Raw genomic sequence first — 23,283 nt, forward strand, 5'->3', positions numbered from 1 at the left:
CGCTTTTCCGCCGACCGCGAGGCCGCCTTGCCTTCACCCTCAAGGCATGCTCCGCCCTTGAAGCGCGGTTGTATTTTCGTTGCCGACCCGTCATCGCCGTGTAACATGAGCGGCCTAACCGCTGCGCGTCGGCGCAACGGAAACTGGGAGAACGACAATGATAAAGGTCAAGCGGCGTGCTTTCATGAAGGGGGCCGCATCCACGGCGGGGCTTGCTCTGGCTGCGCCCTTCATCTCGCGCTCTTACGCACAGGGGACCTCCGGAACGGTCAATATCTTCGCCTGGGCGGGCTACCTGAATGACGAGATGCTGTCAGCCTTCGAGAATGCAACGGGGATCAAGGCCAACTTCACCCCCTACGGCACCAATGACGAGCTTCTGAACCAGCTTCGCGCCAACAACGGCGCCGGATTCGACATCATCTGGCCGACGGTGGACCGCGTGCCCAACTATGTGGAGTTCGGTCTCGTCCAGCCGATCGATGAATCCAAGGTCGACGTCGACAAGTGCCTGCCGAGCGCCTGGAAGAATTCGGAGAACCTGGGCGCGGTGGTCGACGGCGAGCGTTACCAGGTGCCCACCGACTGGGGCACGGAGGCGCTGTCCTTCGACAAGGACCAGGCGCCGCTGGAATACGGCACCGCTTCCTACGGTGATATCTGGAAGCCCGAGATGGAAGGCAAGGCGACGGTGCGCGGCCATTCCGCGCTCGTGGGCATCGGGCTGTGGCTGGAAGGCGAGGGCAAGCTGCCCATGCCCATGGTCGAGGCTTTCAAGTCCGAAGAGAACATGACGAAGATCTACGACGTCATTCTCGAAGAGGCGATCGCGCGCAAGGCCAATATCGCCCAGTTCTGGAACAACGAGAACGAGGCCCAGGGCGCCTTCCGCGTCAATGGCTGCGCCATCGGCCAGACCTGGGATTCCACGGCCGCCGCGCTTGCCAAGGAAGGGCTGCCGATCGGTTTCGTCGCGCCGAAGGAAGGCGCGCTGACCTGGATGGAAGGCGTGGCCGTCCCCTCGGGTGCGGAGAACATCGATCAGGCCTATGCCTTCATCAACTGGTTTCTGACGCCCGAAGCCGGCGCCATGTACACCAACGCGACCTCGATCAACTCCACAGCCGTCGGCGCCGAGGAACTCATCTCCGACGAGGCGAAGGCCTTCTTCGCCGCCGCCTATCCGGGTGATGCGCTGGAGAAGCTGTGGTGGTGGCCGATCCAGGAGAACTGGTTCGTCGCCAAGCGCAACGAGTACCAGGACCGGTTCCTGTCGGCCTGAGGTGAGGTACCTTCGGAGGGCGGGATGAGAGCTTGATACTACCGGCGACCCCCTCTCTTGCAATTCTAAGGACTTGGGCATGGGCCCAAGTCCAAGTATTTGCTATCTCCCCCGCCAAGGGGGAGATAGGAGCGCGGCAATTCCGTTTATGCCAATCTTCAATTGTGATTGGCCGTGTCTGCAGTGTCGGCGCCTATCTCTACCCTTGCGGGAGAGAAAGCGATTTCAACATCTTAGCCGCAGGCTAAGTGTTAGAAATCGCAAGAGAGGGGGCAGCCGGTCGTCTGCGTCTGAAGGGGAAACGAAATACGCCGATCCCGCTCCACATCCATCGGGCAACAATGTCACATTCGGTCGAACTGCATAACATCGGCATGGTCTTCGGGCGGACACGTGCCGTAAGCGACGTTTCCTTCACCGTCGAAGCCGGCGAGTTTTTCTCGATCCTCGGTCCCTCCGGCTGCGGCAAGACGACGATCCTGCGCGTCGTCGCGGGTTTTCTCCAGCCGAGCGAAGGCAAGGTGCTGATCGGCGGGCGCGACATGGCGGGGCTCGGCCCCGACCAGCGCCCCACCGCCATGATCTTCCAGTCGCTGGCGCTCTTTCCGCTGATGCCGGTCTGGGAGAACATCGCCTTCGGCCTGGAGGCGCGCGGCGTGAGCAAGGCCGAGCGGCGCAGGAAGGCCGGGGAACTTTTGAAGCTCATCGCGCTCGACGGCTATGGTGACCGCATGCCGGGCGAACTCTCCGGCGGTCAGCGCCAGCGGGTGGCGATCGCCCGAGCCCTGGCGGTGGAACCGCAGGTCCTGCTTCTCGACGAGCCGCTGTCGGCACTCGACCTCAAGCTGCGCCAGCACATGCGCAGCGAACTGCGGGCGCTGCAGAAGCGCACCGGGGTGACCTTCATCTACATCACCCACGACCAGTCCGAGGCGCTCGCCATGTCGGACCGTGTGGCGGTGATGAGCGACGGCATCCTGCAGCAGGTCGGCGCTCCGCGCGACCTTTACGACAATCCTGCCACACCCTTCGTTGCCACTTTCGTCGGCGAGACCAACGTCATTTCCGGCAAGGTCGCGGCCATGGAGAACGGCGTCGCGATCGTGGACAGTGTCCTGGGACCGCTGCGCGGCCGCGCCGGGCCGGGGCTTTCGGCGGGGGACGCGGCGAGGCTCTATGTCCGCCCCGAGGCGCTCGCGGCCGGCGGCAGTGGTGCCAACCGGCTGGTGGCCACCGTCGAGCGCATCGACTTCGAGGGTGCCTTCGCGCTTGCCCATGGCACGCTGGAGGACGGCAGCCGGCTCATCGCCTCGATTTCCAGCACCGAACTCGGTGAGGCGCCGGCCATCGGGACGCAAGCCTCCTTCGCCTTCCGCGAGGCCAATGCGGTGGTGCTGGGCGATGGCTGAACTTTTCGGCCGTTTTGGGGGTGCGCTCGGCACCCTGCTCGTGGTTCTCGTGGCGGCGTGGCTTGCCGGCATGGTGCTGGCGCCGAACGTGATGATGATCGATTATGCGCTCAGGCCCAACCTTTTGCCGGCCGAGATCGGCGGGCCGCGCGACGTCTACTCGCTCGACAACATCCTCTATCTCGCGAACGAAAGCGTGCACCGGGCGATCTTCTTCAAGACCGTCTGGGCGAGCGCACTCGTTGCGCTGGTCACACTCCTCGTGTGCTACCCGCTCGCCTATTGGCTGGCGCAGAATGCCACGGCCAACCAGACGGCCATCGTGCTTCTCGCGCTCACCATTCCCTTCTGGATCAACGAGGTGCTGCGCACACTCGCCTGGTACATTCTGCTCGCCTTTCGCGGGCCGCTGAACGCGCTTCTGCTTTCCCTCGGCATCATCGACGAGCCGGTGCGCTGGTACGGTGACGTGGGCGTGCTGGCCGGTATGACCTACGCCTACATCCTGTTCATGCTCTTCCCGATCTACAACGCCATTGAGTCGCTCGACAAATCCCAGGTGGAGGCCGCCCGCGACCTCGGCGCCTCCGTCTGGCGCACCCATTGGCGGGTCGTCATCCCGCACGCGAAGGCCGGTATCGCCACGGGGTGCGTCTTCACCTTCATGCTGGCCGCCGGCAGCTTCGTGGTGCCGGCACTGCTGGGTTCCCCCGGCAGCCGCTGGTTCACCGAGATCATCTACAACTGGTTCTTCGAAGGCGGCGACTGGAACCGCGGGGCGGCCTATGCGCTGGTCCTCCTGATCTTGTGCCTGGCTGTGGTGCTTATCGCGCTCAGGATCGCCCGCGTCAGCCTCACCGAGGTGGCCAAGTGAGTGCCGCGGACCGCATCGCCAGGGCGCTGTTCGGCTTCTACGCCGCGGCTTTCTTCGTGTATCTCTTCGCGCCGCTCGCCATCATGTCCGCCGCCACCTTCAACGCGAGCCGTTTCCCCACGATTACGCCCTGGCAGGGCGCGACGCTGCAATGGTTCGATGCGCTGTGGGCCGACGCCGGCATGTGGGAGGCGCTCTGGACGTCCCTCGTCGTCGCCTTCTTCGTCGTGCTGGTCGTCCTGCCGATCGGCACGGCGGCGGCCCTCGTGCTCACCAGCCTGCATGCGCGGGCCCGCAGCTTCATGTATGCCGTCATGGTCTCGCCGCTGCTCACGCCCGGTGTCGTGATCGGCATTTCCACGCTCGTCCTGTGGCGGCAGCTCGGTGTCGGCGGCGGCGTCTTCCTGATCGTCGTGGCGCAGGCGAGCTTCATCATCTGCTACGTCATGCTGATGGTGGCGGCACGTCTTCAGCGCTTCGACCGGACCCAGGAGGAGGCGGCGATCGGATTGGGCGCGACACGGTTCATGGTCTTTCGCCGGGTCATCCTGCCCTTCCTCAGGCCGGCACTCTTTGCCGCCGGCTTTCTGGCCGTCCTGCAATCCATCGAAAACTACAACACCACGCTTTTCGTGCGCGGCTTCGATACACCGCTGACCGTCTATATCGCCACCAAGGTGCGCACGGGCCTCACCCCGGCGGTCAACGCGTTGGCATTGATCATGATCGCCGTGACCATCGTCGGGGCAGTGGTCTACGAGATCGTCCGCCGACGCTCGCGCGGCGGGGCCTGAAACGGCAGGTCGCGGCGAAACGCCCTTTCGCCGTGAATGCTGTTGTTGCATTGCTGCGGAGAGGCTTTGTATTCCCGCCTTTGGCGCGCTACAGGTGACGCGGTTTGTGGCCTCAAGAGCAGAGGCCGGGTTCTCAGGCAGAAATCGGGGAGAGCGCCATTGAGCGAGCCGGAGACGCAGGCGAGTGACGGCACGCCGGCCGATGCGCCGGAGCAGGGCATCTATGGCGAAGACGGCGTGATTTCCGCCACTTTTCTGGCGCATATCGGCGCGTCCATCGCCGATCGCGACACGCTGGCGCTCAAGGAGGATGTCGGCCGCCTGCACCAGTCCGAGATCGGCGATCTCCTGGAAGCGCTCATGCCCGAGCAACGCCGCGCGCTGGTCCAGCTCATGGGCGAGGAGTTCGATTTCACCGCGCTCACGGAGGTCGACGACACCATCCGTCTCGACATCGTCGGCGGCCTTCCGAACGCGCAGATCGCGCAGGCCCTTCAGCAGCTCGATTCCGACGACGCGGTCTATATTCTCGAGGACCTTGCCCAGGAGGACCAGGACGAGATCCTGGCGCGGCTCCCTTTCACGGAGCGCGTGCGGCTGCGCCGCTCGCTCGGCTATCCGGAGGAGACGGCCGGCCGGCGCATGCAGACGGAATTCGTCGCCGTGCCGCCCTTCTGGACGGTGGGGCAGACGATCGACTACATGCGCGAGGATCAGAACCTCCCGGAAACGTTCTCCCAGATCTTCGTCATCGACCCCACCTTCCGCCTCGTCGGTGCCGTCGACCTCGACCGCATCCTGCGGACGCAGCGCGCCGTGAAGATCGAAGACGTCATGCGCGAGACGCGCCACGCCATCCCCGCCACCATGGACCAGGAGGAGGCGGCGCAGATCTTCGAGCAATACGATCTCCTCTCGGCCGCGGTGGTGGACGAGAACGAGCGGCTTGTCGGCGTCCTTACCATCGATGACGTGGTCGACGTCATCACGCAGGAGGCCGAGGAAGACCTGATGCGCATGGGTGGCGTCGGCGACGAGGAGCTGTCCGATACCGTCCTGGCCGCCAGCCGCTCGCGCGTGCCCTGGCTCATGGTCAACCTCGTTACCGCCTTTCTCGCGGCTTCGGTGATCAGCCTGTTCGAAGGCACCATCCAGCAGATCGTGGCGCTTGCCGTGCTCATGCCCATCGTTGCCGGCATGGGCGGCAATGCGGGTTCCCAGACCATGACCGTGACGGTCCGTGCGCTCGCGACTCGCGATCTCGACATCTACAATGCCGGCCGCATCATCCGCCGCGAGATGGGCGTCGGCCTGTTGAACGGCATAATCTTCGCGACCCTGATCGGGCTCATTGCCGGCATATGGTTCGAGGACGTCAACCTCGGCGCGATCATCGCCACGGCGATGATCATCAACATGTTCGTGGCCGCAACGGCGGGTATCTTGATTCCGCTGCTGCTCGACAGGCTGGGGGCGGACCCTGCGGTGGCATCGTCCGTCTTCCTGACCACCGTCACGGACGTGGTGGGCTTCTTTGCTTTTCTGGGCCTTGCCACCTGGTGGTTCGGCCTGCTGTGACCGGTGCCTGGCGTTCTTTCGGGCGCCGCTGCTTGAACCGCCAATGCGCATCCGCTTTAATCCGTTCCATGATGCCTACGAACCCAAGCCTGTCCGCGACACCCGCAGAAAAGCCGTCGCCGCGCAGCCGGCATGCGGAGCTCCTGCGGCTTTGCGCGCGGATCGGCTATTCGCCTCCGGTTTCCGGCTGAACCGCGGCGCTTCTGCCGCATCACTTCAACCGGAGACGTCAAAGACATGAGTTACAGGAACTATTCGCTGTCGCAGCTCCGAGAATTGGACGCGCGGCATCACCTGCACCCCTTTACCGATCACAAGGAGCTGCGCGGTGCGGGCACGCGGCTCGTCACGCATGCCGAAGGCCCGTTCGTCTACGACACGGAGGGCAAGGAGATCCTCGACGGCATGGCGGGGCTGTGGTGCGTGAACATCGGCTACGGGCGCCACGAACTGGCCGAGGCCGCCTACGCGCAGATGAAGGAACTGCCCTACTACAATTCCTTTTTCCGCTGCTCCACGCCGTCGCCGGTGCTTCTGGCGCAGAAGCTGGCCGAGATCGCGCCGGCGCATCTCAACCAGGTCTTCTACGGCTCTTCCGGCTCGGAGGCGAACGACACGGCGCTGAGACTGGTACGCCATTACTGGGCGCTCGAGGGGCGGCCGGAGAAGAACCGCATCATCTCGCGCCAATGGGCCTATCACGGCTCGACGATCGCCGGCACCTCGCTGGGCGGCATGGCGGCCATGCACGGCCAGCTTCACGGGGCGGTGCCGAACATCGTTCACGTGATGCCGCCCTACGCGTTCGAGTTCAGGGAGCCGGGCGAGACCGATCCCGATTTCGGCCTGCGCGCGGCCCGTGCCGTGGAGGCGGCCATCCTGGAAGCCGGGGCGGACAATGTCGCGGCCTTCATCGGCGAGCCGGTCATGGGGGCGGGCGGCGTGAAGATTCCGCCGGAGAGCTATTGGCCCGAGGTGGAGCGCATCTGCCGCAAATACGACGTGCTCCTGATGCTGGATGAGGTGATCACCGGCTACGGCCGCACGGGAGCCTGGTTCGCCGCCGAAAGGCTGGGCATCCGGCCCGACACGATCACCACCGCGAAGGCGCTGACATCCGGCTACCAGCCGCTTTCGGCGCTGCTCGTCGGGGACCGGATCGCACAAACGCTGGTGGAAAAGGGCGGCGAGTTCTTCCACGGCTACACCTATTCCGGCCATCCGGTCGCCTGCGCGGTGGCATTGAAGAACCTGGAAATCATCGAAGGCGAGGGGCTCGTCGAGCGTGTGCGCGATGAGACCGGGCCTTATTTTGCCGAAGCTCTGGCGGAAAGCATCGCAGGACATCCTATCGTGGGCGAGGTGCGCAGCTTCGGCCTCATGGGGGCGATCGAGCTCGTGGCCGACAAGGAAACGCGCTGCCGTTTTCCCGGAGAGGGTGCGGCCGGCCTGGCCGTGCGCGACCTCGCCATCGAAGGCGGGCTGATGATGCGCGCCGTCGGCGATACGATGATCCTGTCACCACCGCTGATCTGGACGAAGGAGACCATCGACCTGGCGTGCCGGCGGATCGTGGCGGCGCTCGATGCGGCGGAGCCGATCCTGCGCGCTGGGTGATCGCATGAGAAACGAGGAAGCAAGACCACGCTCCGGTGAGCGTGGTCTTCTACGCGTTACGCTTGTACTTCGATACGCCAACGCGAACGGAAGGCGAGCCGCTCCGGTACGCGAGACCCTTTCCGGAGCCGGGGAGGCCTGACGTCCGCCTCGTCTTCCTTTTTAGCGGCACATTGTTACCGGGAGGTTAGCGAGTGCTTACGCTTTCGTTAATTCGCCCGAATTCGGGCGGAATTCAGCCTGTTCGGTCAGGATCTCGCAAATGGGAAGATTCTTTTCCGGCGCCGGCGGCGGAACAGCTCCGTCTTACCGACGCCTGTGCAGGTGCTATTGCTCGGGGGTTTCGTGGGCCTTGGGCCAGTAGGTGCCGATGCACCAGATGTTCCCTTCCGGATCACGGCAGATGAACTCGCGGCTTCCATAGTCGCGGTCGACGGGCTCCTCGAGAATCTCGGCACCGGCCTTGAGCGCATGCTCGTGCACCACGTCGACGTTTTCCACGGCGATATAGACCGACTTGCCACCGTTTTCGCCCGGGGCGCCGACCAGCGCGCCGAAGGAATCGTCGGCCACCTGGCCGAGCATGATGATGGAGGAGCCGAGGGCCAGCTCGGCATGCACGAGCCGGCCGCCATCGGCATGCATGGCATGGATGGAGAAACCGAACGCCTTGACCAGCCAGTCGACCATGGCCGTGGCGTCGCGGTAACGGAAGGTGGGAAAGACGCGCGGGGCCTGGATCGAGACGAACTTGCTCATGACGGACTCCCTCGGTGATGCCACTGCCGGGAGTACAATGTCGCGAAGCGAAATTCGTTGCGGCTCCCCGACTGGCCTACAACCCCTTTACCATACACGCGAGCATGAGCACCACATAGGCCAGTGTCATGAGCCAGAAGGCTGGTATCGGAAGGGTCGGAAGGATGTTGAACAGCGCAATGATGGCGATGATGGCCACCACCAGGGAGATCAGAAAGACGATTTTCGTCGGCGCGTTGAGTGTCATGGCTTCCTCGCAGGCAGTTGTTGCACGCGGAAAACGCTAACGGCCCATCGGGATTATACGCCAATATGCTGATCGCCAGGCGCCGGCGCTTACAGTCATGGCTGCGGGATCGTGGAGGGGCAGTCTCCCGGACCGTCTTCGCGCCGGCAATGGCATCTCCCGATAGCAGAAGATGTCAAACATTCGGCAAGATTGATCGTCAAGGCTGACAAGAGGCTTGCAAGGTGAAATGCCCCGGGTGAGTTGTCCGTCATGGTCCGTAGCCAGTTGTGGTTGCGGCGCCGGTTTGGTCAGGTTGGTTCAGGGCCTAGGCCGGCGACCACGACTGACCAAAAGGCCCTGGTTGCAGCAGGAGGGTGGAGATGATGGCGGGGAACATACCGATGAGGAGCGGCAGCGGCCGCGGGCAGTCCCTGCCCGTTGACGGTGCGCGTGCCGCCGATCTTCTTCTGCTGTTGCGCCTGGTGCTGAACGACGGACCGGTCGACGGAGCGGCGAGGGCGACCCTGCGGCGGGTGGCCGGGAGCGCCTTCGGGCTTGACGAACGGTCTTTCGAGTTGCTCCTGCCGGATATCGAAGTCCATGGCGTGAGGGATACGGCGCGTGCGCACGCCGCCTTCGGCGCCCGGCCCAGGGCAGAGCGGCTTTTGCTCGCCCGCAGCCTCAGCATGCTGACCCTGGGGGACAGGGTACTCGTCAAGCATCAGACGCGGTTGCGGGCCCGACTCGCGGCGCTTCTCGATCTCGAAGAGAACGAGGTGATGCCGGAGGTGTAGCCGGGGCTTATCCTGAGCGGGCGGCGCGTCTGTCGATCGCCCGCTGCAGGTCCGGCGCGGCGTCGACGAGCGCCCGAGCGGCTGTGGTCGCGGGCCGGTTCAGCACACCCTCAGGCGTTCCGCTCTCGACGATCCTGCCCTCGTCCATCACCATGATGCGGTCGCAGACGGCACGCGCCACGGTGAGATCGTGGGTGATGAAGAGGCAGGCCAGATCGCGCTGGCGCTGCAATTCAGCGAAGAGGTCGAGAATCTGTGCCCGGAACGAGACGTCGAGGGCGGACACCGGCTCGTCGGCGACGATGAGGCGCGGGCGGGTGATGATGGCGCGCGCGATGGCGATGCGCTGGCGCTGGCCGCCCGAGAACTCGTGCGGGTATTTTTCCATGTCCGACGGCTTGAGCCCCACCTGTTCCAGCGCTTCGGCGACCAGCGTGCGCTGCCGTGCGCGTTCGGGCCTTTCATCCAGCAGGTGGAGCGGTTCGGAAACGAGCCGCTCGACGCGGTGGCGCGGATCGAAGGAGCCGTAGGGATCCTGGAAGACCACCTGCATGTGGCGCCGCAAGGGACGCAGCGCCGCCTCGTCCTTGTCCTCTATCGTTTCGCCCTCGAAGCGGATGGTGCCGTGCGTCGGTTTCTCGAGCGCCAGGACCATGCGCGCCAGCGTCGACTTTCCGCAGCCCGAGCGGCCCACCAGCGCCACGCATTCGCCGCGGCCGATCCTGAAGGAAACGCCGTCGACGGCTCGGAAGGGTCTTTTCCGCCGAAACAGTCCGCCTTGCCGCACCGGATAATCCTTGGTGACGTCCTCGGCACGCAGGAGCGTCGCGACCTCGGCGGGGGCGGTGTGCCGGGTGCGCTCCGGCACGTGGGTGGACGCTTCGGCAAGGCGGCGGGTGTAGGGATGCTTCAGCGCCGTCAGCGTGCGCACCGTTTCCCCGGACTCCATGATCCGGCCTTGGCGCATGACGCTGACACGGTCGGCCATTTCGGCCACCACGGCCAGATCGTGCGCTATGAGGAGCAGTCCCATGCCGTTCTCCCGCACCAGTGTGCGCAGGAGATCGAGGATCTGCGCCTGCAGGACGACGTCGAGCGCCGTCGTCGGCTCGTCGGCGATCAGGAGCTTCGGTTGCAGGGCGCAGGCGATGGCGATGACGACGCGCTGGCGCTGGCCGCCGGACAATTCGTGCGGATAGCGGGTGAGGGGAAAGCGCCGTTCGGGAAGGCCGACACGCTCCAGCATGGCGCGGGCGCGGGCTTCCGCGGCGGCCCGGTTCGCGCCGGTGTGCCAGCGGATGCCTTCCGCCACCTGCTCGCCGATGGTCTTGACCGGGTTGAGAGCCGTCATCGGCTCCTGGAAAACCATGCCGATCTTCTCCCCGCGCAGCCTGGACATGGCGGCTTCCGGGGCGTCGAGCAGATCGATGCCGTCGAAGGTGAGGCGGCCTTCAGGGCGGGCGGCGTCCGGCAGGAGCTTCATCACGGACAGTGCAGTCAGGGACTTGCCCGAGCCCGACTCGCCGACAAGACCCATCACCTGTCCGCGCTCGACGGACAGGTTCACGCCTTCGAGAATGCGCGTGCCGCCGATGGAAAGGGACAGGTCCTCGATCTCCAGGAGGCTCATCGCACGCGCCTCAGCCTCGGATCGAGGACATCGCGCAGGCCGTCGCCCAGGAGGTTGAGGCCGAGGACGGTGACGACGATGGCAAGTCCCGGGATGAGCGCCAGATGCGGGGCCACCGCCAGGCGCGTCTGCGCGTCGAAAAGCATGCGTCCCCAGGAGGGCATTGGCGGCTGCGCTCCGAGCCCGAGATAGGACAGGCCGGCTTCTGCAAGAATGCCGAGCGCAAACTGAATGGTGCCCTGGACGAGCAGGAGGCTCGCGATGTTGGGCAGGATGTGCTCGACGGTGATCAGCACCTTGCCCTTGCCGGCGGCGCGGGCGGCCAGGATGAATTCGCGCGGCCACAGCGCCAGTGCCGCGCCACGGGCGACGCGGGCGAAGACCGGCACGTTGAAGATGCCGATAGCGATGATGGCGTTGACGGCGCCGGGGCCGAAGACAGCCGTGATCATCACAGCCGAAAGCAGGGAGGGAAAGGCGAAGACCACGTCGTTGGCGCGCATCAAGGCCTCGTCGGCAAAGCCGCCCTTCGCCGCCGCCCAGGCGCCGAGCGGCACGCCGACACCCATGCCGATGCCGACGGCCACCATGGCCACGGCGATCGAATTGCGCGCGCCGATCATGATCATGGAGAGGATGTCGCGGCCCATGTGATCCGTGCCGAAGGGATGGGCGAGCGACAGGCCCTGCAGCCGATTGGAGACCTGCAGGTCCGTGACGTCGTAGGGGGTCCAGAAGAAGGAAATCAGCGCCACCAGCGTGACGGTGACTGTCACCGCGAGGCCCAGGACGAATGAGCGGTTGGCGAGCGCCCGCGACAGAAGAGGCCGCTCGCGCGGCGGGGCGGCGACGGGATCGAGGCTCATCGGCCCGTCCTCAGGCGCGGATCGGCGGCGGCGTAGCCGATGTCGACCAGCAGGTTGACGAGGATCACCGTCGCCACCAGAAGCATCACCACCCCCTCGACCACGATCAGGTCACGCTGACCGATGGCCTGAAAGATCAGCCGGCCGAGGCCCGGCAGGTAGAAGACGTTCTCGACGATGATCGTGCCGGCCAGAAGAAAGGAGAATTGCAGGCCGAGGATGGTGAGCACCGGGATGAGCGCGTTGCGCAGCGCGTGACGCCACAGCACCATGCGCTGCGGCAGCCCCTTGGCGCGGGCGGTGCGGATATAGTCTTCGCCGAGCACCTCCAGCATGGCCGAGCGGGTGACGCGCGACAGGATCGCCGCTTGGGGAAGCGCCAGCGCGACGGCCGGCAGGACGAGCGCCTTGAGCGCCGGCCACGGTTCCTCCCAGCCCGGAAAACCGCCTGACGGCAAAAGCCGCAGGCCGACGGCGAAGACATAGACCAGAAGCAGGGCGAACCAGAAGTTCGGCACCGCCACGCCGACTTGCGCCAGGCCCATCGCGACCGTGTCGGACGGCCGTCCCCGCCGGGCGGCGGCGAAGATGCCGACGGGAAGGGCAATGGCCGTGGAAAGGGCAAGCGCGATGAGCGCCAGGGGCAGGGAAACGGCCACCCGCTCGGCGATAAGTGCGACGACGGGCGAGGAATAGGTGTAGGAGCGGCCGAAATCGCCCGTTGCCATGCCGGCGATCCAGGAGAGGTAGCGCAGGGCCACCGGACGGTCGAGACCCATCTGGCTGCGCAGCGCCTCCAGCGCTTCGGGGCTTGCGTTCATGCCCAGCATGATGCGCGCCGGATCGCCGGGGAGGATTTCCAGGGCGCCGAAGACGACGAGCGAGGCGACGAGGAGGGTGAGGACGCCGACGGCCAAACGCTTGATGACATAAGCGGTCATGGGCGGTCTCGTGGTCTTCGCGCGCGGAAATGGCGGCACCCATTCGAATTCACCGCCCTGAGCCTGTCGAAGGGCGGAGGAGCCGACGTGGAGTGCACGCCTTGCCGAACTTTCAGTCCGTCCACCGCACTTGCGTCAGGTCGTTGGCCTGGATGGGCAGGTTTTCCCAAAGGCCCTCCAGCCGCGCATCCCACACCCCGACCTTCGGAAGCTGGAACAGAAATCCGTTCACCGCGTCCTCGGCGATGATGCGCTGCGCCTGGCCGTAAAGCGCCTTGCGCTCTTCCGGATCGGCGGTTCTCTCGAGTTCCTCCATCACGGCGTCGAAGGCGGGGTTGTCGTAGTTGAAGTAGTAGTCCTCGCGCGCGTAGATGTTGATGTCGTTGGGCTCGGTGTGGGAGATGATCGTCAGGTCGTAGTCCTTGTTGGTGAAGACCTGTTCGAGCCATTGTGCCCATTCCACCGGGATGATCTCCAGATCGATGCCGACGGCACGCAACTGCGAGGCGACGATCTCGCCGGCCTGGCGCGCATAGGGCGGTGGCGGCAGCTTCAGCGTGGCGGTGAAGCCGTCCGGATAGCCCGCCTCAGTGAGCAGCGTCTTCGCCTTCTCGACGTCGTGGGGATAGGTATCAGTGAGGTCCAGGTAGGCCTCGTTCGCCGGAGAGAAATGCGAGCCGATGGGCACGCCGTTGCCCGATGTGGCGCCGAGGATGATGTCGTCACGGTCGAGCGCGTGAGCGATGGCCTGGCGCACCTTCAGCTGATCGAACGGCTTTCTGCCGTTGTTGGTGGCCAGGATCGTCTCGCCCTCCGTCACGCCGATCACCACCTCGAAGCGGGGATCGGCCTCGAACTGGGGCAGCGCGTCGCCGGCCTGCAGGTTGGGAAAGGCGTGAACGTCGCCGGAAAGGAGCGCCGGCACGGCCGCGGCCGCGTCGGGGATGAAGCGGAACTCGGCCTTCTCGAGAGCCGCGGGCTCGCCCCAATAGTCCGGGCTTTTCACGAGCGTGACGGAGGCGCCCCTGGCCCAGTCGTCGAACATGAACGGGCCGGTACCGACCGGGTGCTCCTTGTTCGTTGCGGCCGATTCGGGGGCCACGATCACCGCGTCGCCCCACCCCATATTGTTGAGGAAGGAGCCTTGCGGATGCTTGAGCCGCACCTTCACGGTCGTCGGGTCGACGGCTTCCACCGTGTCGATGGCGGAAAAGAGTACCTTCTGCGCATTGGTCGAGTCCTCGGCCATGGCGCGTTCGAGCGAGAATTTCACGTCGTCGGCGTCGAACGTCGTGCCGTCGTGGAAGGTTACGCCCTTTTGCAGGGTGAACGTGTAGGTCGTCCCGTCGTCGGAGATCTCCCAGCTTTCGGCAAGGGCGGGCCGCACCTGACCGTCGGGGCCGATGCGCGTGAGGCCCTCGAACACGTTGGCGTAGACGATCTCATCAATGGCGGCGGCCGCGCCGGCGGTGGGGTCGAGATGCGGCGGTTCCAGGACGACGCCGAGAACGATGTCGCTGCGCGCGCTCAAGGAGGCCGAGCCGGAGGCCAGCAGCAACGCTGCCGCACCGAGCATCGTGGCGAATCTCTTCATCTCCGTCTCCCTGATTCCCATGCGCATGACGAGCTTCGATTGAAGCGCGAAACAGGCGGTGAGTAAATCGCCCGTCGGGCGCTTTGTCCTGGCGACACCCGGCCGGCGTCAGCGCCGCCGCTTGCCGCGGATATCCCAGCGCTTGTGGAACCACATCCATTGACCGGGGTCGGCGCGCACCCATTCCTCCACCACGTCGTTCAGCTGCTGGGCCATGCGCTCGATGTCCACGCTGCCGCCCTCATCGCGCGGCAGCACGAGCTTTTCGCCGACCATCAGCCGGAAACGCCCGCCGGGCAGACGGATGCAATGGGCGGGATAGACATCGCAATCGTATTGCCGGGCGAGCTTGGGCACGAGCGGGCTGGTGTTGCATTCGCGGCCGAAGAAGCGCGTGCGCACGCCACGCATGAACTTCTGGTCCACCAGCGCACCGATGTTGCCGCCTTCTTCCAGGATGCGGGCAAGCTGCAGTGCCGCGCCCGCGCGCGAGGGGACGAGCCTGCCCATCGCAATGCGGCGCGTGCGGTGGATGTAGTCGGCGATGTAGGGATTGTTGGGCGGGCGGAAGAGGGAACTGACGTCGAGGCCGAAGGTGGCCGCGGCGATCGGAAGGAATTCGAAATTGCCGATATGGGCGGTGAAGAAGATATGCGGGCGGTCCTCGGCACGCACGCGCTTGAAGATCTCTATGCCCTCGACCTCGACACGGCCGGGCTCGGCCGCCTCGGGATCGAAGTCGAACAGCTTGTCGAGAAAGACGTACTCGACCGCCAGCCGCGCCATGTTGGCCCACATGTCGGAGGCGATCGCCTCGATCTCGGCGTCGGACTTCTCCGGATAGGCCTTGCGCAGATTGCTGAGCGCCACCCGGTGGCGGCCGAACAGCGGGCCGATCCTGCGGGCGACGCGCTCGGCGAAATTCAGCGCCTTGTCGGGTGGCAGGCGGCGCAGAAGGGCGAGGGCGGCAAGGGAGACCTGCGCCGTCAGCCAGTGCTCGGCGTTCTTGAGGCGGGAGGCGAATCTTTTGAGCGGGCGCTTCATGCGGAGCATGGGATCCGGGTACTTCTTGACGGAGAGGTCCGCGCTCGGGGACGCCCCTCTCTGGCTTGAGCGCGTCGAAAGGGCTGGTCGTCTCCCCCACGCCATTCGTCATCCCGGCCAAGGGAGCGGAGCTCCCACGAGACGGGATCCATTCCGTAACGCGTCCATGTTCCGGAATGGATCCCGGACAGCCTCCGCTCCGCTCCGGCTTCCGGGATGACGAGGTGAGGGGCGCGCACCTCTCCAGTAAACACGAACCCAGCCCCGCGCATGCCGTTCAGCCCACCCGCAGGATGATCTTGCCGAAGACGTCACGGCCTTCCATGCGGGCGAGCGCCTTGTCGATCTCCTCGAAGCCGACCTCGGTGTCGATCACCGGTGCGACGATTCCCGCGGCCATCTTCTGCATGGTGTCGGCCATGTTCTCCATGCGGCAGCCGAAGGAACCGAGGATCTTCAGCTGCTGCTGGAAAAGCTGCATCAGGTTCATGTTCGTCGACACGCCGGAGGTTGAGCCGCAGGTGACCAGGCGGCCGCCGCGCTTCAGGCAGAGCATGGAGCCGGCCCAGGTGTCGGCGCCCACGTGCTCGAAGACGACGTCGACGCCGCGCTTCTTCGTGATCTTGCGCACCGCGCCCTCGAAACGGTCCTCGCGATAGTTGATCACATGGTCGGCGCCCAGTGCCCGGGCTCTCTCGATTTTTTCATCCGAACCGACGGTTGTGAGGACCGTACAGCCCATGCGCTTGGCGAGCTGGATGGCGGCGGAGCCGATCCCCGAGCCGCCGGCGTGGACGAGAATGGTTTCGCCGGGTTCGAGCCTGGCATTGTCGAACAGCATGTGCTCGACCGTCCCGAAGGTGACCGGTGCCACCGCCGCGCCGATCTCGTCTACGCCGGGCGGTGCGGGGACTAGGAGGCGGGCCGGCAGGTTGATCTTCTCCTGTGCGAAGCCGTCGAGATGGAAGCCGTGGACGCCGCCCACATGCTCACACAGATTGTCGCGGCCCTCGCGGCACGGGCGACAGAGCCCGCAGGTGCGCGCGCCGTAGATGGAAACGAGCTGGCCGGGCGCAAGGCCGCTCACGCCGGGGCCGACGGCATCCACCACGCCGCTCGCCTCGGCGCCGACCACGAGCGGCAGCTTGCGCTTGGCAAAGGCCATACCGCGCCACCCCCACACGTCGATATGGTTGAGCGCGACGGCGGAAATGCGCACGGTCACCTCGCCCTGTGCCGGCGGGGGCGGGGGCGGGATATCGGTGATCTCGAGCTTGCGGTCGGCGATGAGTTGCAATGCGCGCATGGAGAAAGGTCTCGTGCTGGAACGCTGGGGCGTTTTATGGTCCGCAGGAATCGGGGTGTGGTCCGGCATCCCGCCCTCGTCCTTCGACAGGCTCAGGATGAGGGCTCACATTCGCGCCTGTCCATCTCAGGTGGACGTTGCCGCTAACCTCGCCTTGCCTACATCCTCATCCTGTCGAAGGGCGAGGGTGGAGGCACGCACAACATACCAATTCCCAACAGTCGCGACGGCTTAGCCCGCTTCGCGCGCCATGACAAGGCAGGTGTTCTGCCCGCCGAAGCCGAAGGAGTTGGACAGGACCGTTGCAACGTCGGCCTCGCGCTTCGCGTTCGGCACCACGTCGAGCTCGATCGACGGGTCCGGCACATCGTAGTTGATGGTGGGCGGGATAACGCCCTCGCGCATGGTGAGCAGCGAGAAGACCGCCTCCACCGCACCGGCCGCCGACAGGGTGTGGCCGATCATCGACTTGTTGGAAGAGATCGGGAGGGTGGGCATGCGTTCGCCGAAGACGGCCGAGAGCGACATATGCTCCATCTTGTCGTTTTCCGGCGTCGAGGTGCCATGGGCGTTGATATAGGCGATCTCGTCGGCCTGCATGCCGGCATCGGCAAGGGCGGCCACGACAGCCGCGGTGGCGGGCGAACCGTCCGGCTTCGAGCGCGTGCGGTGAAAGTCGTCCGCCTTCTCGCCGCAGCCGCGGACGACGCCGAGCACCTCGGCGCCGCGGGCAAGCGCGCTTTCCAGCGATTCCAGCACGAGGGCGCCTGAACCTTCGGCGAGCACGAAGCCGCTGCGGTCCTTGGAGAAGGGCTTCGAGGCCTTTTCCGGCACCTCGTCCTGGGTGGTGAGCGCCGAAAGGAGCGAGAAACGGATAAGCGCTTCGGCCGTGGCCGAGCCGTCCGCGCCGATGGAAAGCGCCCGATCGCTTTCGCCGCGGCGGATCGCCTCCACGCCGAGCTGGATGGCCGTGGCGCCGGAGGCGCAAGCGGTGGAAAGCGTGACGGGCAGGCCGCGCGTGCCGTATCTGTCCGACAGCCGGTCGGCGATGGTGGCGAACTGGCTCTCGTCGAAAAGCGCCGTCTCGTTGGCCTTGCGCGCCGCCTCGATCAGACTGCGCCAGTCGCCGGAGCGCTCCGATTGCGCATAGAGGCGGAGACGGTGGTGCCAGTCGAGCTCGACCGGGGGAGCCGCGAGGAACAGAGGACCGCCGAAATCGGCTGCCGGCAGGCCCGCATCGCCGATGGCTTCTTCGGCCGCGATATCCGCCAGCGCGAAGGTGAGTGGGCTTGCCCCGCGCGTGCTTTCGGGCAGGAAGTCGACCATGCCGGAGATCGTCGTCGCCAGGTGATCGCTGGGAAAGCGGGTGATGCGGTGAATGCCGGACCGTCCGCCCGTCAGCGCTTCCCAATTGTCGCGCTTGCCCTGGCCGAGCGAGGTGACCACGCCCATGCCGGTGACGGCGACAAGGGGCCTTCCGAAGCTGTCCGTCGTCTTCACGTCTCTGCCTTTCTCGCTCAGGGCTGGAGCACCAGCCCCATGCCCTCAAAGCAGTTGTAGCCGACCGCCGTTGCCAGCACGGCTGAAGGCTTGGGCTCGTAAGTTTTTTCGTTCTCCGCGTCGAAGGAAGGGTAGGCCCGTCCGTAATGGACCGCGAGTGCGGAGAGCGCCACGGCGAAGGGAAACTGGGCTTCCTTCAAATGCCCCGTCAGGGAGGAGAAACCGCGCGGCACGAGATTGCCGTGGGCATCCAGAACGGCCTTTTCCGCCCGGGTGGCCGCGTGTGCCCCGGAGGCGCCGGAGATGGCGAGCATCGGAGCATCGCCGCCGCCGAGGCCGCTCAGCATAATTTCGAGCGTTTCCTGGAGAGCCTCGCCCTCGCGCTGTGCGCGGCCGGAGACGACCGGGCCGATCGCGGCGTAGGGTTTCCTGCCGCGCTTTTCGGCATGTGCCCGCGATTCCAGCACCAGGAAGGCGGCGCCCGAGCCGGTGATGACGCCGCCGTCTTCCGGCCGCCGCTGCCAGACCGGCGACCAGCCGCCACGCTGCAGAAAGCCGCCGAGCTCATAGGCCAGAAGCATGTCGGGATGCTCGGTCTGGAAGGAGGCGCCCACAAGGAGATGGCTCGACTGGCCGGAACGGATGCGCGCGGCCGCCGTCTCGATTGCTGCCACGCCGGCGCCTTCCTCGCCCATGAAGGTGCGCGAGGAGCCGGTGACCTTGTGGACGATGGAGATGTTGCCGGCCAGTAGATTGGAAAGCTGCGCCAGGAAGAGCGTCGGCCTGAGCTCGGTGGTCAGCTTCTCGTTCAGGAGAATGTCATGGTCGTTGCGCGTCAGCGAGGCGTCCAGAATGGCCTGGTCGACCTCCACGTCGCGCTCGCCGCCGCCGGCCGCCACCACCATGTCCATGGCGGCACACAGTTCCGAGTCTTCCTTCAGGCCGGCATCCTCGAGCGCCAGCCCGGCCGTGTAGGTGCCGAGGCGCTGCCAGGTCTCCATCTGGCGCTGGTCGCCGCGCTTCGGGATCTGCGCGCTCCAGTCGATCTCCGGCAGCGGGTGGACGGTGTAGGGAGCGAAGCGCTCCTCGTCGAGAACCGGGGAAGGCGTGCCCGTCGTCAGTGCGCGCCAGTGCGTGTCCGCGCCCACGCCCAGCGACGAAACGATGCCGAGACCGGTGATGACGACGTCCTTCGGGTCCATATCGCCTCGCTGCCGCCGGACCGGTGCTCAGGCCGCCTTGGCGGCGATCAGGCCGTCAATCTTGGCGCACAGATTCTTCATGACGAAATATTCCTCGGCCGGGACCTTTCCATCGTTGACCTCCTGGGTCCACTGCTCCAACGGCACCTTGATGCCGAATTCCTTGTCGATCGCGAAAACGATGTCCAGGAAATCCAGGCTGTCGATGCCGAGGTCGTCGATCGTGTGGCTGTCCGGGGTAATCTTGTCGCGCTCGACCTCGCTCGTTTCGGCGATGATCTCGGCAACCTTGTCGAATGTTGTCGTCACTGCGGTTCCCTCGAAGGTGGGGATTCGGTTCTTGTCGGATGGTCGGCTGTCTAATCGGTTTTTCGCGGCAGGAAAAGGGCGAAGCAGGACATGCCCGGTGCAAACCCCATATTGCAGATGACAATTTAGTCGAAGCCGACGCGGGCCGCCACCCCGATGGTTTCGCCCGAGCGCGAAAGGATGATGGCCTGCCCTTCGCGCGCGTTGACGCCGGCGAGGGCCTGGATGTTGGGCTGATGCGTCACCATGAGCAGGTTGCCGGCGCCGCTGTAGCCGCGGATACGCTCCAGAACGGCTTCGGTCTGGATCTCTTCCGCCTTCGAACCCGGCTCGAAATAGTCGAGCGCCTCGAAGATCTCCACTGCGTTGTCGCCGAAGGCGAGGTCGGCGGTGTCGCGTGCGCGGCAGTAGCGGCTCGTCAGGACGCGCTCGATGGGCGCGGCGCGGGCGAAGAAGAGGGCGCCCATACGGCGCGCCTGCTGCCGCCCGCGGTCGGACAGGTTGCGCTGGGTGGTGCAGTTCTCGATATCGAAGTTGGCGGGGTCGCCGCTGCCGGGCGCATGGGCGTGATTGATGAGCACCACCTGGCCGCCATTGCGCAACAGCGCCCAGCCGGCCTCCGTCGTCCCGGCGGGCGCCGCGGCGAGGAGGGCGAATAACGCGACGAAGAAGCGGAGCATGGACATTCCTTCCGTGAGAAGTCCCATATAGGAGTTCGGCAAGGTCAGGTGCAATCACAGCTTCTTGCGTGCGTGGTGCTGCACGCGCTTGCCGCAGGCGGGCAGGTGCCATAAAGCGGGTGCCGATGTCTCCCCTCGTCGAAACGATCACCTTCATCTTCGGACTGGTTGCGCTGGGTTATGTCAGCGGATGGCTGGGCCTGCTGGACGAGCAAACGGGCGAGGCCTTGTCGGACTTCGCGGTCGGCGTGGCGGTGCCCCTGCTTCTGTTCAGGACCATGGCCGGCGCCGATTTCGGCGACAGCCTGCCATGGAAATTGTGGCTGACCTATTTCGCAACCATAATCCTGGTCTGGGGAGCGGGGCAGTTCATGGTGATGCGCCTTTTCAAGCGCGGCAGCCGGGCGGGCATTGTCGGCGGCCTTGCGGCGAGCTTCTCCAATCTCGCGCTTTTGGGCATTCCCTTCATGCTGGGCGTCTACGGCCAGCAGGGTTTCGAGATCCTGTCGCTCCTCCTTTCCGTTCACCTGCCGGTCATGATGGCCGCCACCATCATATTGTTTGCCTGGCTGGGTGGCGAGGAGGCGCCAAGGGGTCTTGCGGCGGTGTTCGTCGATTTTATCCACGGCCTCTTCACCAATCCGCTGATCCTCGGCATCCTGGCCGGGCTCCTGTGGCGCTTTTCGGGATTGCAGATGCCCACGCTCATGGAGAGGCTCGTGAACGCGCTTGCCGACGTCGCCGCCCCGGTGGCGCTGTTCGCAGTCGGGCTCGGCCTCAGGCGCTACGGCATCAAGGGCGACATCCGGCCGGCGCTTGCCGTCTCGTCGGTCAAGCTGTTCCTCATGCCGGCCGTGGCGTTGGTATTCGCCAAGTTCGTTGGACTGCCGCCCTTGAGCGCCAAGGTGGTGGTCGCGGCGGCATCGCTGCCCTCTGGCGTCAACCCATATCTCATCGCAAGCCGTTTCGGCACGGGACAGGCTCTTTCGTCCAATGCCATGAGCATCGCCACCGCCGTGGCGGTCTTCACCACCGCCTTCTGGCTCGCCGTTGCCGAAAGGGTGTTCGGCTGATCGTGCCCGGTGCGCGATGGATGCGGGCGAAGTGTCTTGCAGGTGATCCGGACGGCACTAACTTTAGGCAGGGCTGGCCCGTCACGCGCCCGTTCGTGGCGCTTGCCGTGCGGCGGGTGTTGAACCAGTCTGCGGACACACGGGCAAAGCATGCGGTCGGACGCGCGCATCGGCGCGAAAGGAGGAAGAATGCTGAAGAAGACAAGCCATTTCATGCGCGAGGCGAACTATATCGGCGGCGCGTGGGTCGAGGCCGATTCGGGCAGTACGATCGAGGTCACCAACCCGGCGAACGGCCAGGTGATCGGCACCGTGCCCAAATCCGGGCGCGCCGAGACGAAACGCGCGATCGAGGCGGCGCAAGACGCTTTCCAGTCGTGGAAGAAGACCTCGGCCAACGACCGCGCCAAGCTTCTGCGCCGGATGCACGACGTGATCATGGAGAATCAGGACTCCCTTGCCGAACTCCTGGTGCTCGAGCAGGGCAAGCCGCTCGCCGAGGCCAAGGGGGAGGTGGGCATGTCGGCAGCCTACATCCTGTGGTTTGCCGAAGAGGGGCGGCGCGTCTACGGCGACGTCGTGCCGTCTCCCTGGGCCGACCGGCGCATCCTCGTCACCAAGGAGCCCGTCGGGGTGATCGGCGCGATCACGCCGTGGAACTTTCCTTCTTCCATGCTCGCCCGCAAGATCGGACCGGCACTTGCCGCCGGGTGCACGGCGGTCGCCAAGCCCGCTTCGCAGACGCCCTATTCGGGCCTTGCCTGGGGCGTGCTTGCGGAGGAAGCGGGTTTCCCGAAGGGCGTGGTCAACATCGTCACGGGTTCGGCATCGGAAATCGGCGACGAACTCACCGAGAATCCGCTGGTGCGCAAGATCACCTTCACGGGCTCGACGGAGGTCGGCAAGATCCTGATGCAGAAGGCCTCCGGCACGGTGAAGAAGGTTTCGATGGAACTCGGCGGCAACGCGCCGTTCCTGGTCTTCGACGACGCCGACGTCGAGCGCGCCGTGCAGGGCGCGGTGGCGGCGAAATACCGCAATTCCGGCCAGACCTGCGTGTGCACGAACCGCTTCTTCGTGCAGGAGGGTGTCTATGACCGCTTCGTCGAGAAGCTGGTGGAAGCCACCGACGAACTCAAGGTCGGCCCGGGTCTCGACGACGGCACGCAGCAGGGCCCGCTGATCGACGACAAGGCGGTCGGCAAGGTGGAGGAATTGATCGCCGATGCGACGGGGAAGGGCGCGCGCCTCGTGACCGGCGGCAAGCGGCACGCGCTGGGCGGCACTTTTTTCGAGCCGACCGTCATCGCCGACGCCTCGCCCGATATGCGCTTCATGCAGGAGGAGATCTTCGGTCCGGTCTCGCCGATCTTCCGCTTCCAAAAGGAGGAAGAGGGCGTCGCGCTCGCCAACGACACGGTCTTCGGCCTGGCCTGCTACTTCTACACCGGTGATCTCGGCCGCGCCTTCCGGGTGATGGAGGGGCTGAAATACGGGCTCGTCGGGATCAACGAAGGCATCATCACCACGGTGGAGGCACCGTTCGGCGGGATGAAGGAATCCGGCCTCGGAAGAGAGGGCGGCCATCAGGGCATCGAAGACTATCTCGACACCAAATATGTCTGCATCGGTGGACTGGGGCTGTAGGCCCGGTTGCCATGCCGTCGCCGCATGCCCCGGCCGTTGGAAGGGCGGCCGGGGCGGCGGGACCGAAAGCGGAAATTCCGGGCGGCAAAAGCAAACTCAGCGTGAGAGAAGTGCGGTAGATTGCGCAGACCACCATCACGTGCAGTGTTGGATGC

21 protein-coding genes are annotated in these 23,283 nt (G+C 65.5%); 9 read left to right on the top strand and 12 right to left on the bottom strand.

Going from position 1 to position 23,283, the window contains the following annotated elements:
• The first annotated feature begins 157 nt into the window (after window positions 1-157).
• The 6 genes from SIN08_RS13430 to SIN08_RS13455 all read left to right on the top strand — a co-directional run bounded on the left by SIN08_RS13430 (window position 158) and on the right by SIN08_RS13455 (window position 7,554).
• Window positions 158-1,282, top strand: a complete 1,125-nt coding sequence (locus SIN08_RS13430; RefSeq protein ID WP_322452075.1) for an extracellular solute-binding protein — start codon at window positions 158-160, stop codon at window positions 1,280-1,282.
• Between the two features lie 341 nt (window positions 1,283-1,623).
• Window positions 1,624-2,691, top strand: coding sequence for an ABC transporter ATP-binding protein (locus SIN08_RS13435; RefSeq protein ID WP_322452076.1), 1,068 nt, complete (start codon window positions 1,624-1,626; stop codon window positions 2,689-2,691).
• The gene (locus SIN08_RS13440) at window positions 2,684-3,565 is read left to right on the top strand and encodes an ABC transporter permease (protein ID WP_322452077.1); all 882 of its coding nucleotides are present in this window, start codon (window positions 2,684-2,686) and stop codon (window positions 3,563-3,565) included. The genes SIN08_RS13435 and SIN08_RS13440 overlap by 8 nt, the downstream gene beginning before the upstream one ends.
• Window positions 3,562-4,359 (top strand): ABC transporter permease, encoded by a 798-nt coding sequence (locus SIN08_RS13445; protein WP_322452078.1) that lies wholly within the window; start codon window positions 3,562-3,564, stop codon window positions 4,357-4,359. Before SIN08_RS13440 ends, SIN08_RS13445 begins: the two co-directional genes overlap by 4 nt.
• A 159-nt stretch (window positions 4,360-4,518) precedes the next feature.
• Window positions 4,519-5,937 carry a magnesium transporter gene (mgtE, locus tag SIN08_RS13450; RefSeq protein ID WP_322452079.1) on the top strand — a complete coding sequence of 473 codons (1,419 nt, stop codon included), beginning with the start codon at window positions 4,519-4,521 and terminating at the stop codon, window positions 5,935-5,937.
• A 237-nt stretch (window positions 5,938-6,174) separates the two neighbouring features.
• Window positions 6,175-7,554, top strand: coding sequence for an aspartate aminotransferase family protein (locus SIN08_RS13455; protein WP_322452080.1), 1,380 nt, complete (start codon window positions 6,175-6,177; stop codon window positions 7,552-7,554).
• 327 nt (window positions 7,555-7,881) lie between these two features.
• Here the strand turns inward: SIN08_RS13455 and SIN08_RS13460 are convergent, their stop codons facing one another.
• A complete protein-coding gene (locus SIN08_RS13460; protein ID WP_322452081.1) occupies window positions 7,882-8,313 on the bottom strand; it encodes a VOC family protein in 432 nt (143 codons plus the stop codon).
• 76 nt (window positions 8,314-8,389) lie between these two features.
• Window positions 8,390-8,560, bottom strand: coding sequence for a hypothetical protein (locus SIN08_RS13465; RefSeq protein ID WP_322452082.1), 171 nt, complete (start codon window positions 8,558-8,560; stop codon window positions 8,390-8,392).
• Between the two features lie 362 nt (window positions 8,561-8,922).
• Between SIN08_RS13465 and SIN08_RS13470 the strand changes: the two genes are divergently transcribed.
• Window positions 8,923-9,336, top strand: a complete 414-nt coding sequence (locus SIN08_RS13470) for a hypothetical protein (RefSeq protein ID WP_322452083.1) — start codon at window positions 8,923-8,925, stop codon at window positions 9,334-9,336.
• A gap of 7 nt (window positions 9,337-9,343) precedes the next feature.
• Here the strand turns inward: SIN08_RS13470 and SIN08_RS13475 are convergent, their stop codons facing one another.
• The 10 genes from SIN08_RS13475 to SIN08_RS13520 form a co-directional block, all read right to left on the bottom strand.
• Complete coding sequence (locus tag SIN08_RS13475; protein WP_322452084.1) at window positions 9,344-10,966, bottom strand: dipeptide ABC transporter ATP-binding protein; 1,623 nt, start codon at window positions 10,964-10,966, stop codon at window positions 9,344-9,346.
• A complete protein-coding gene (locus SIN08_RS13480; RefSeq protein ID WP_322452085.1) occupies window positions 10,963-11,832 on the bottom strand; it encodes an ABC transporter permease in 870 nt (289 codons plus the stop codon). Before SIN08_RS13480 ends, SIN08_RS13475 begins: the two co-directional genes overlap by 4 nt.
• Entirely contained in the window at window positions 11,829-12,773 is a 945-nt protein-coding gene (locus tag SIN08_RS13485; RefSeq protein WP_322452087.1) for an ABC transporter permease, read from the bottom strand. The genes SIN08_RS13480 and SIN08_RS13485 overlap by 4 nt, the downstream gene beginning before the upstream one ends.
• Before the next feature lie 112 nt (window positions 12,774-12,885).
• On the bottom strand, window positions 12,886-14,367 hold the full coding sequence (locus tag SIN08_RS13490) for an ABC transporter substrate-binding protein (protein WP_322452088.1): 1,482 nt from the start codon (window positions 14,365-14,367) through the stop codon (window positions 12,886-12,888).
• 108 nt (window positions 14,368-14,475) lie between these two features.
• Window positions 14,476-15,411 carry a lipid A biosynthesis lauroyl acyltransferase gene (locus SIN08_RS13495; RefSeq protein ID WP_322452170.1) on the bottom strand — a complete coding sequence of 312 codons (936 nt, stop codon included), beginning with the start codon at window positions 15,409-15,411 and terminating at the stop codon, window positions 14,476-14,478.
• Window positions 15,412-15,688: 277 nt separating this feature from the next.
• Window positions 15,689-16,717 carry a zinc-binding dehydrogenase gene (locus tag SIN08_RS13500; RefSeq protein WP_322452089.1) on the bottom strand — a complete coding sequence of 343 codons (1,029 nt, stop codon included), beginning with the start codon at window positions 16,715-16,717 and terminating at the stop codon, window positions 15,689-15,691.
• Window positions 16,718-16,948: 231 nt separating this feature from the next.
• Window positions 16,949-18,169, bottom strand: a complete 1,221-nt coding sequence (locus tag SIN08_RS13505; protein ID WP_416208069.1) for a beta-ketoacyl-ACP synthase — start codon at window positions 18,167-18,169, stop codon at window positions 16,949-16,951.
• Between the two features lie 65 nt (window positions 18,170-18,234).
• Window positions 18,235-19,419, bottom strand: a complete 1,185-nt coding sequence (locus SIN08_RS13510) for a beta-ketoacyl-ACP synthase (protein WP_322452091.1) — start codon at window positions 19,417-19,419, stop codon at window positions 18,235-18,237.
• A 27-nt stretch (window positions 19,420-19,446) separates the two neighbouring features.
• On the bottom strand, window positions 19,447-19,728 hold the full coding sequence (locus SIN08_RS13515; protein WP_322452092.1) for an acyl carrier protein: 282 nt from the start codon (window positions 19,726-19,728) through the stop codon (window positions 19,447-19,449).
• Window positions 19,729-19,853: 125 nt separating this feature from the next.
• Window positions 19,854-20,408: a histidine phosphatase family protein gene (locus SIN08_RS13520; RefSeq protein WP_322452093.1), complete on the bottom strand. Its 555-nt coding sequence runs from the start codon at window positions 20,406-20,408 to the stop codon at window positions 19,854-19,856.
• 125 nt (window positions 20,409-20,533) lie between these two features.
• On the opposite strand from SIN08_RS13520, the gene SIN08_RS13525 reads away from it, so the two are divergent.
• Both SIN08_RS13525 and SIN08_RS13530 read left to right on the top strand, forming a co-directional pair.
• Window positions 20,534-21,481 (top strand): AEC family transporter, encoded by a 948-nt coding sequence (locus SIN08_RS13525; RefSeq protein ID WP_322452094.1) that lies wholly within the window; start codon window positions 20,534-20,536, stop codon window positions 21,479-21,481.
• Window positions 21,482-21,670: 189 nt separating this feature from the next.
• Entirely contained in the window at window positions 21,671-23,128 is a 1,458-nt protein-coding gene (locus SIN08_RS13530) for an NAD-dependent succinate-semialdehyde dehydrogenase (protein ID WP_322452095.1), read from the top strand.
• Window positions 23,129-23,283 lie beyond the last annotated feature (155 nt).

The organism is Chelativorans sp. M5D2P16 (assembly GCF_034427935.1).
Lineage (GTDB): Bacteria > Pseudomonadota > Alphaproteobacteria > Rhizobiales > Rhizobiaceae > Chelativorans.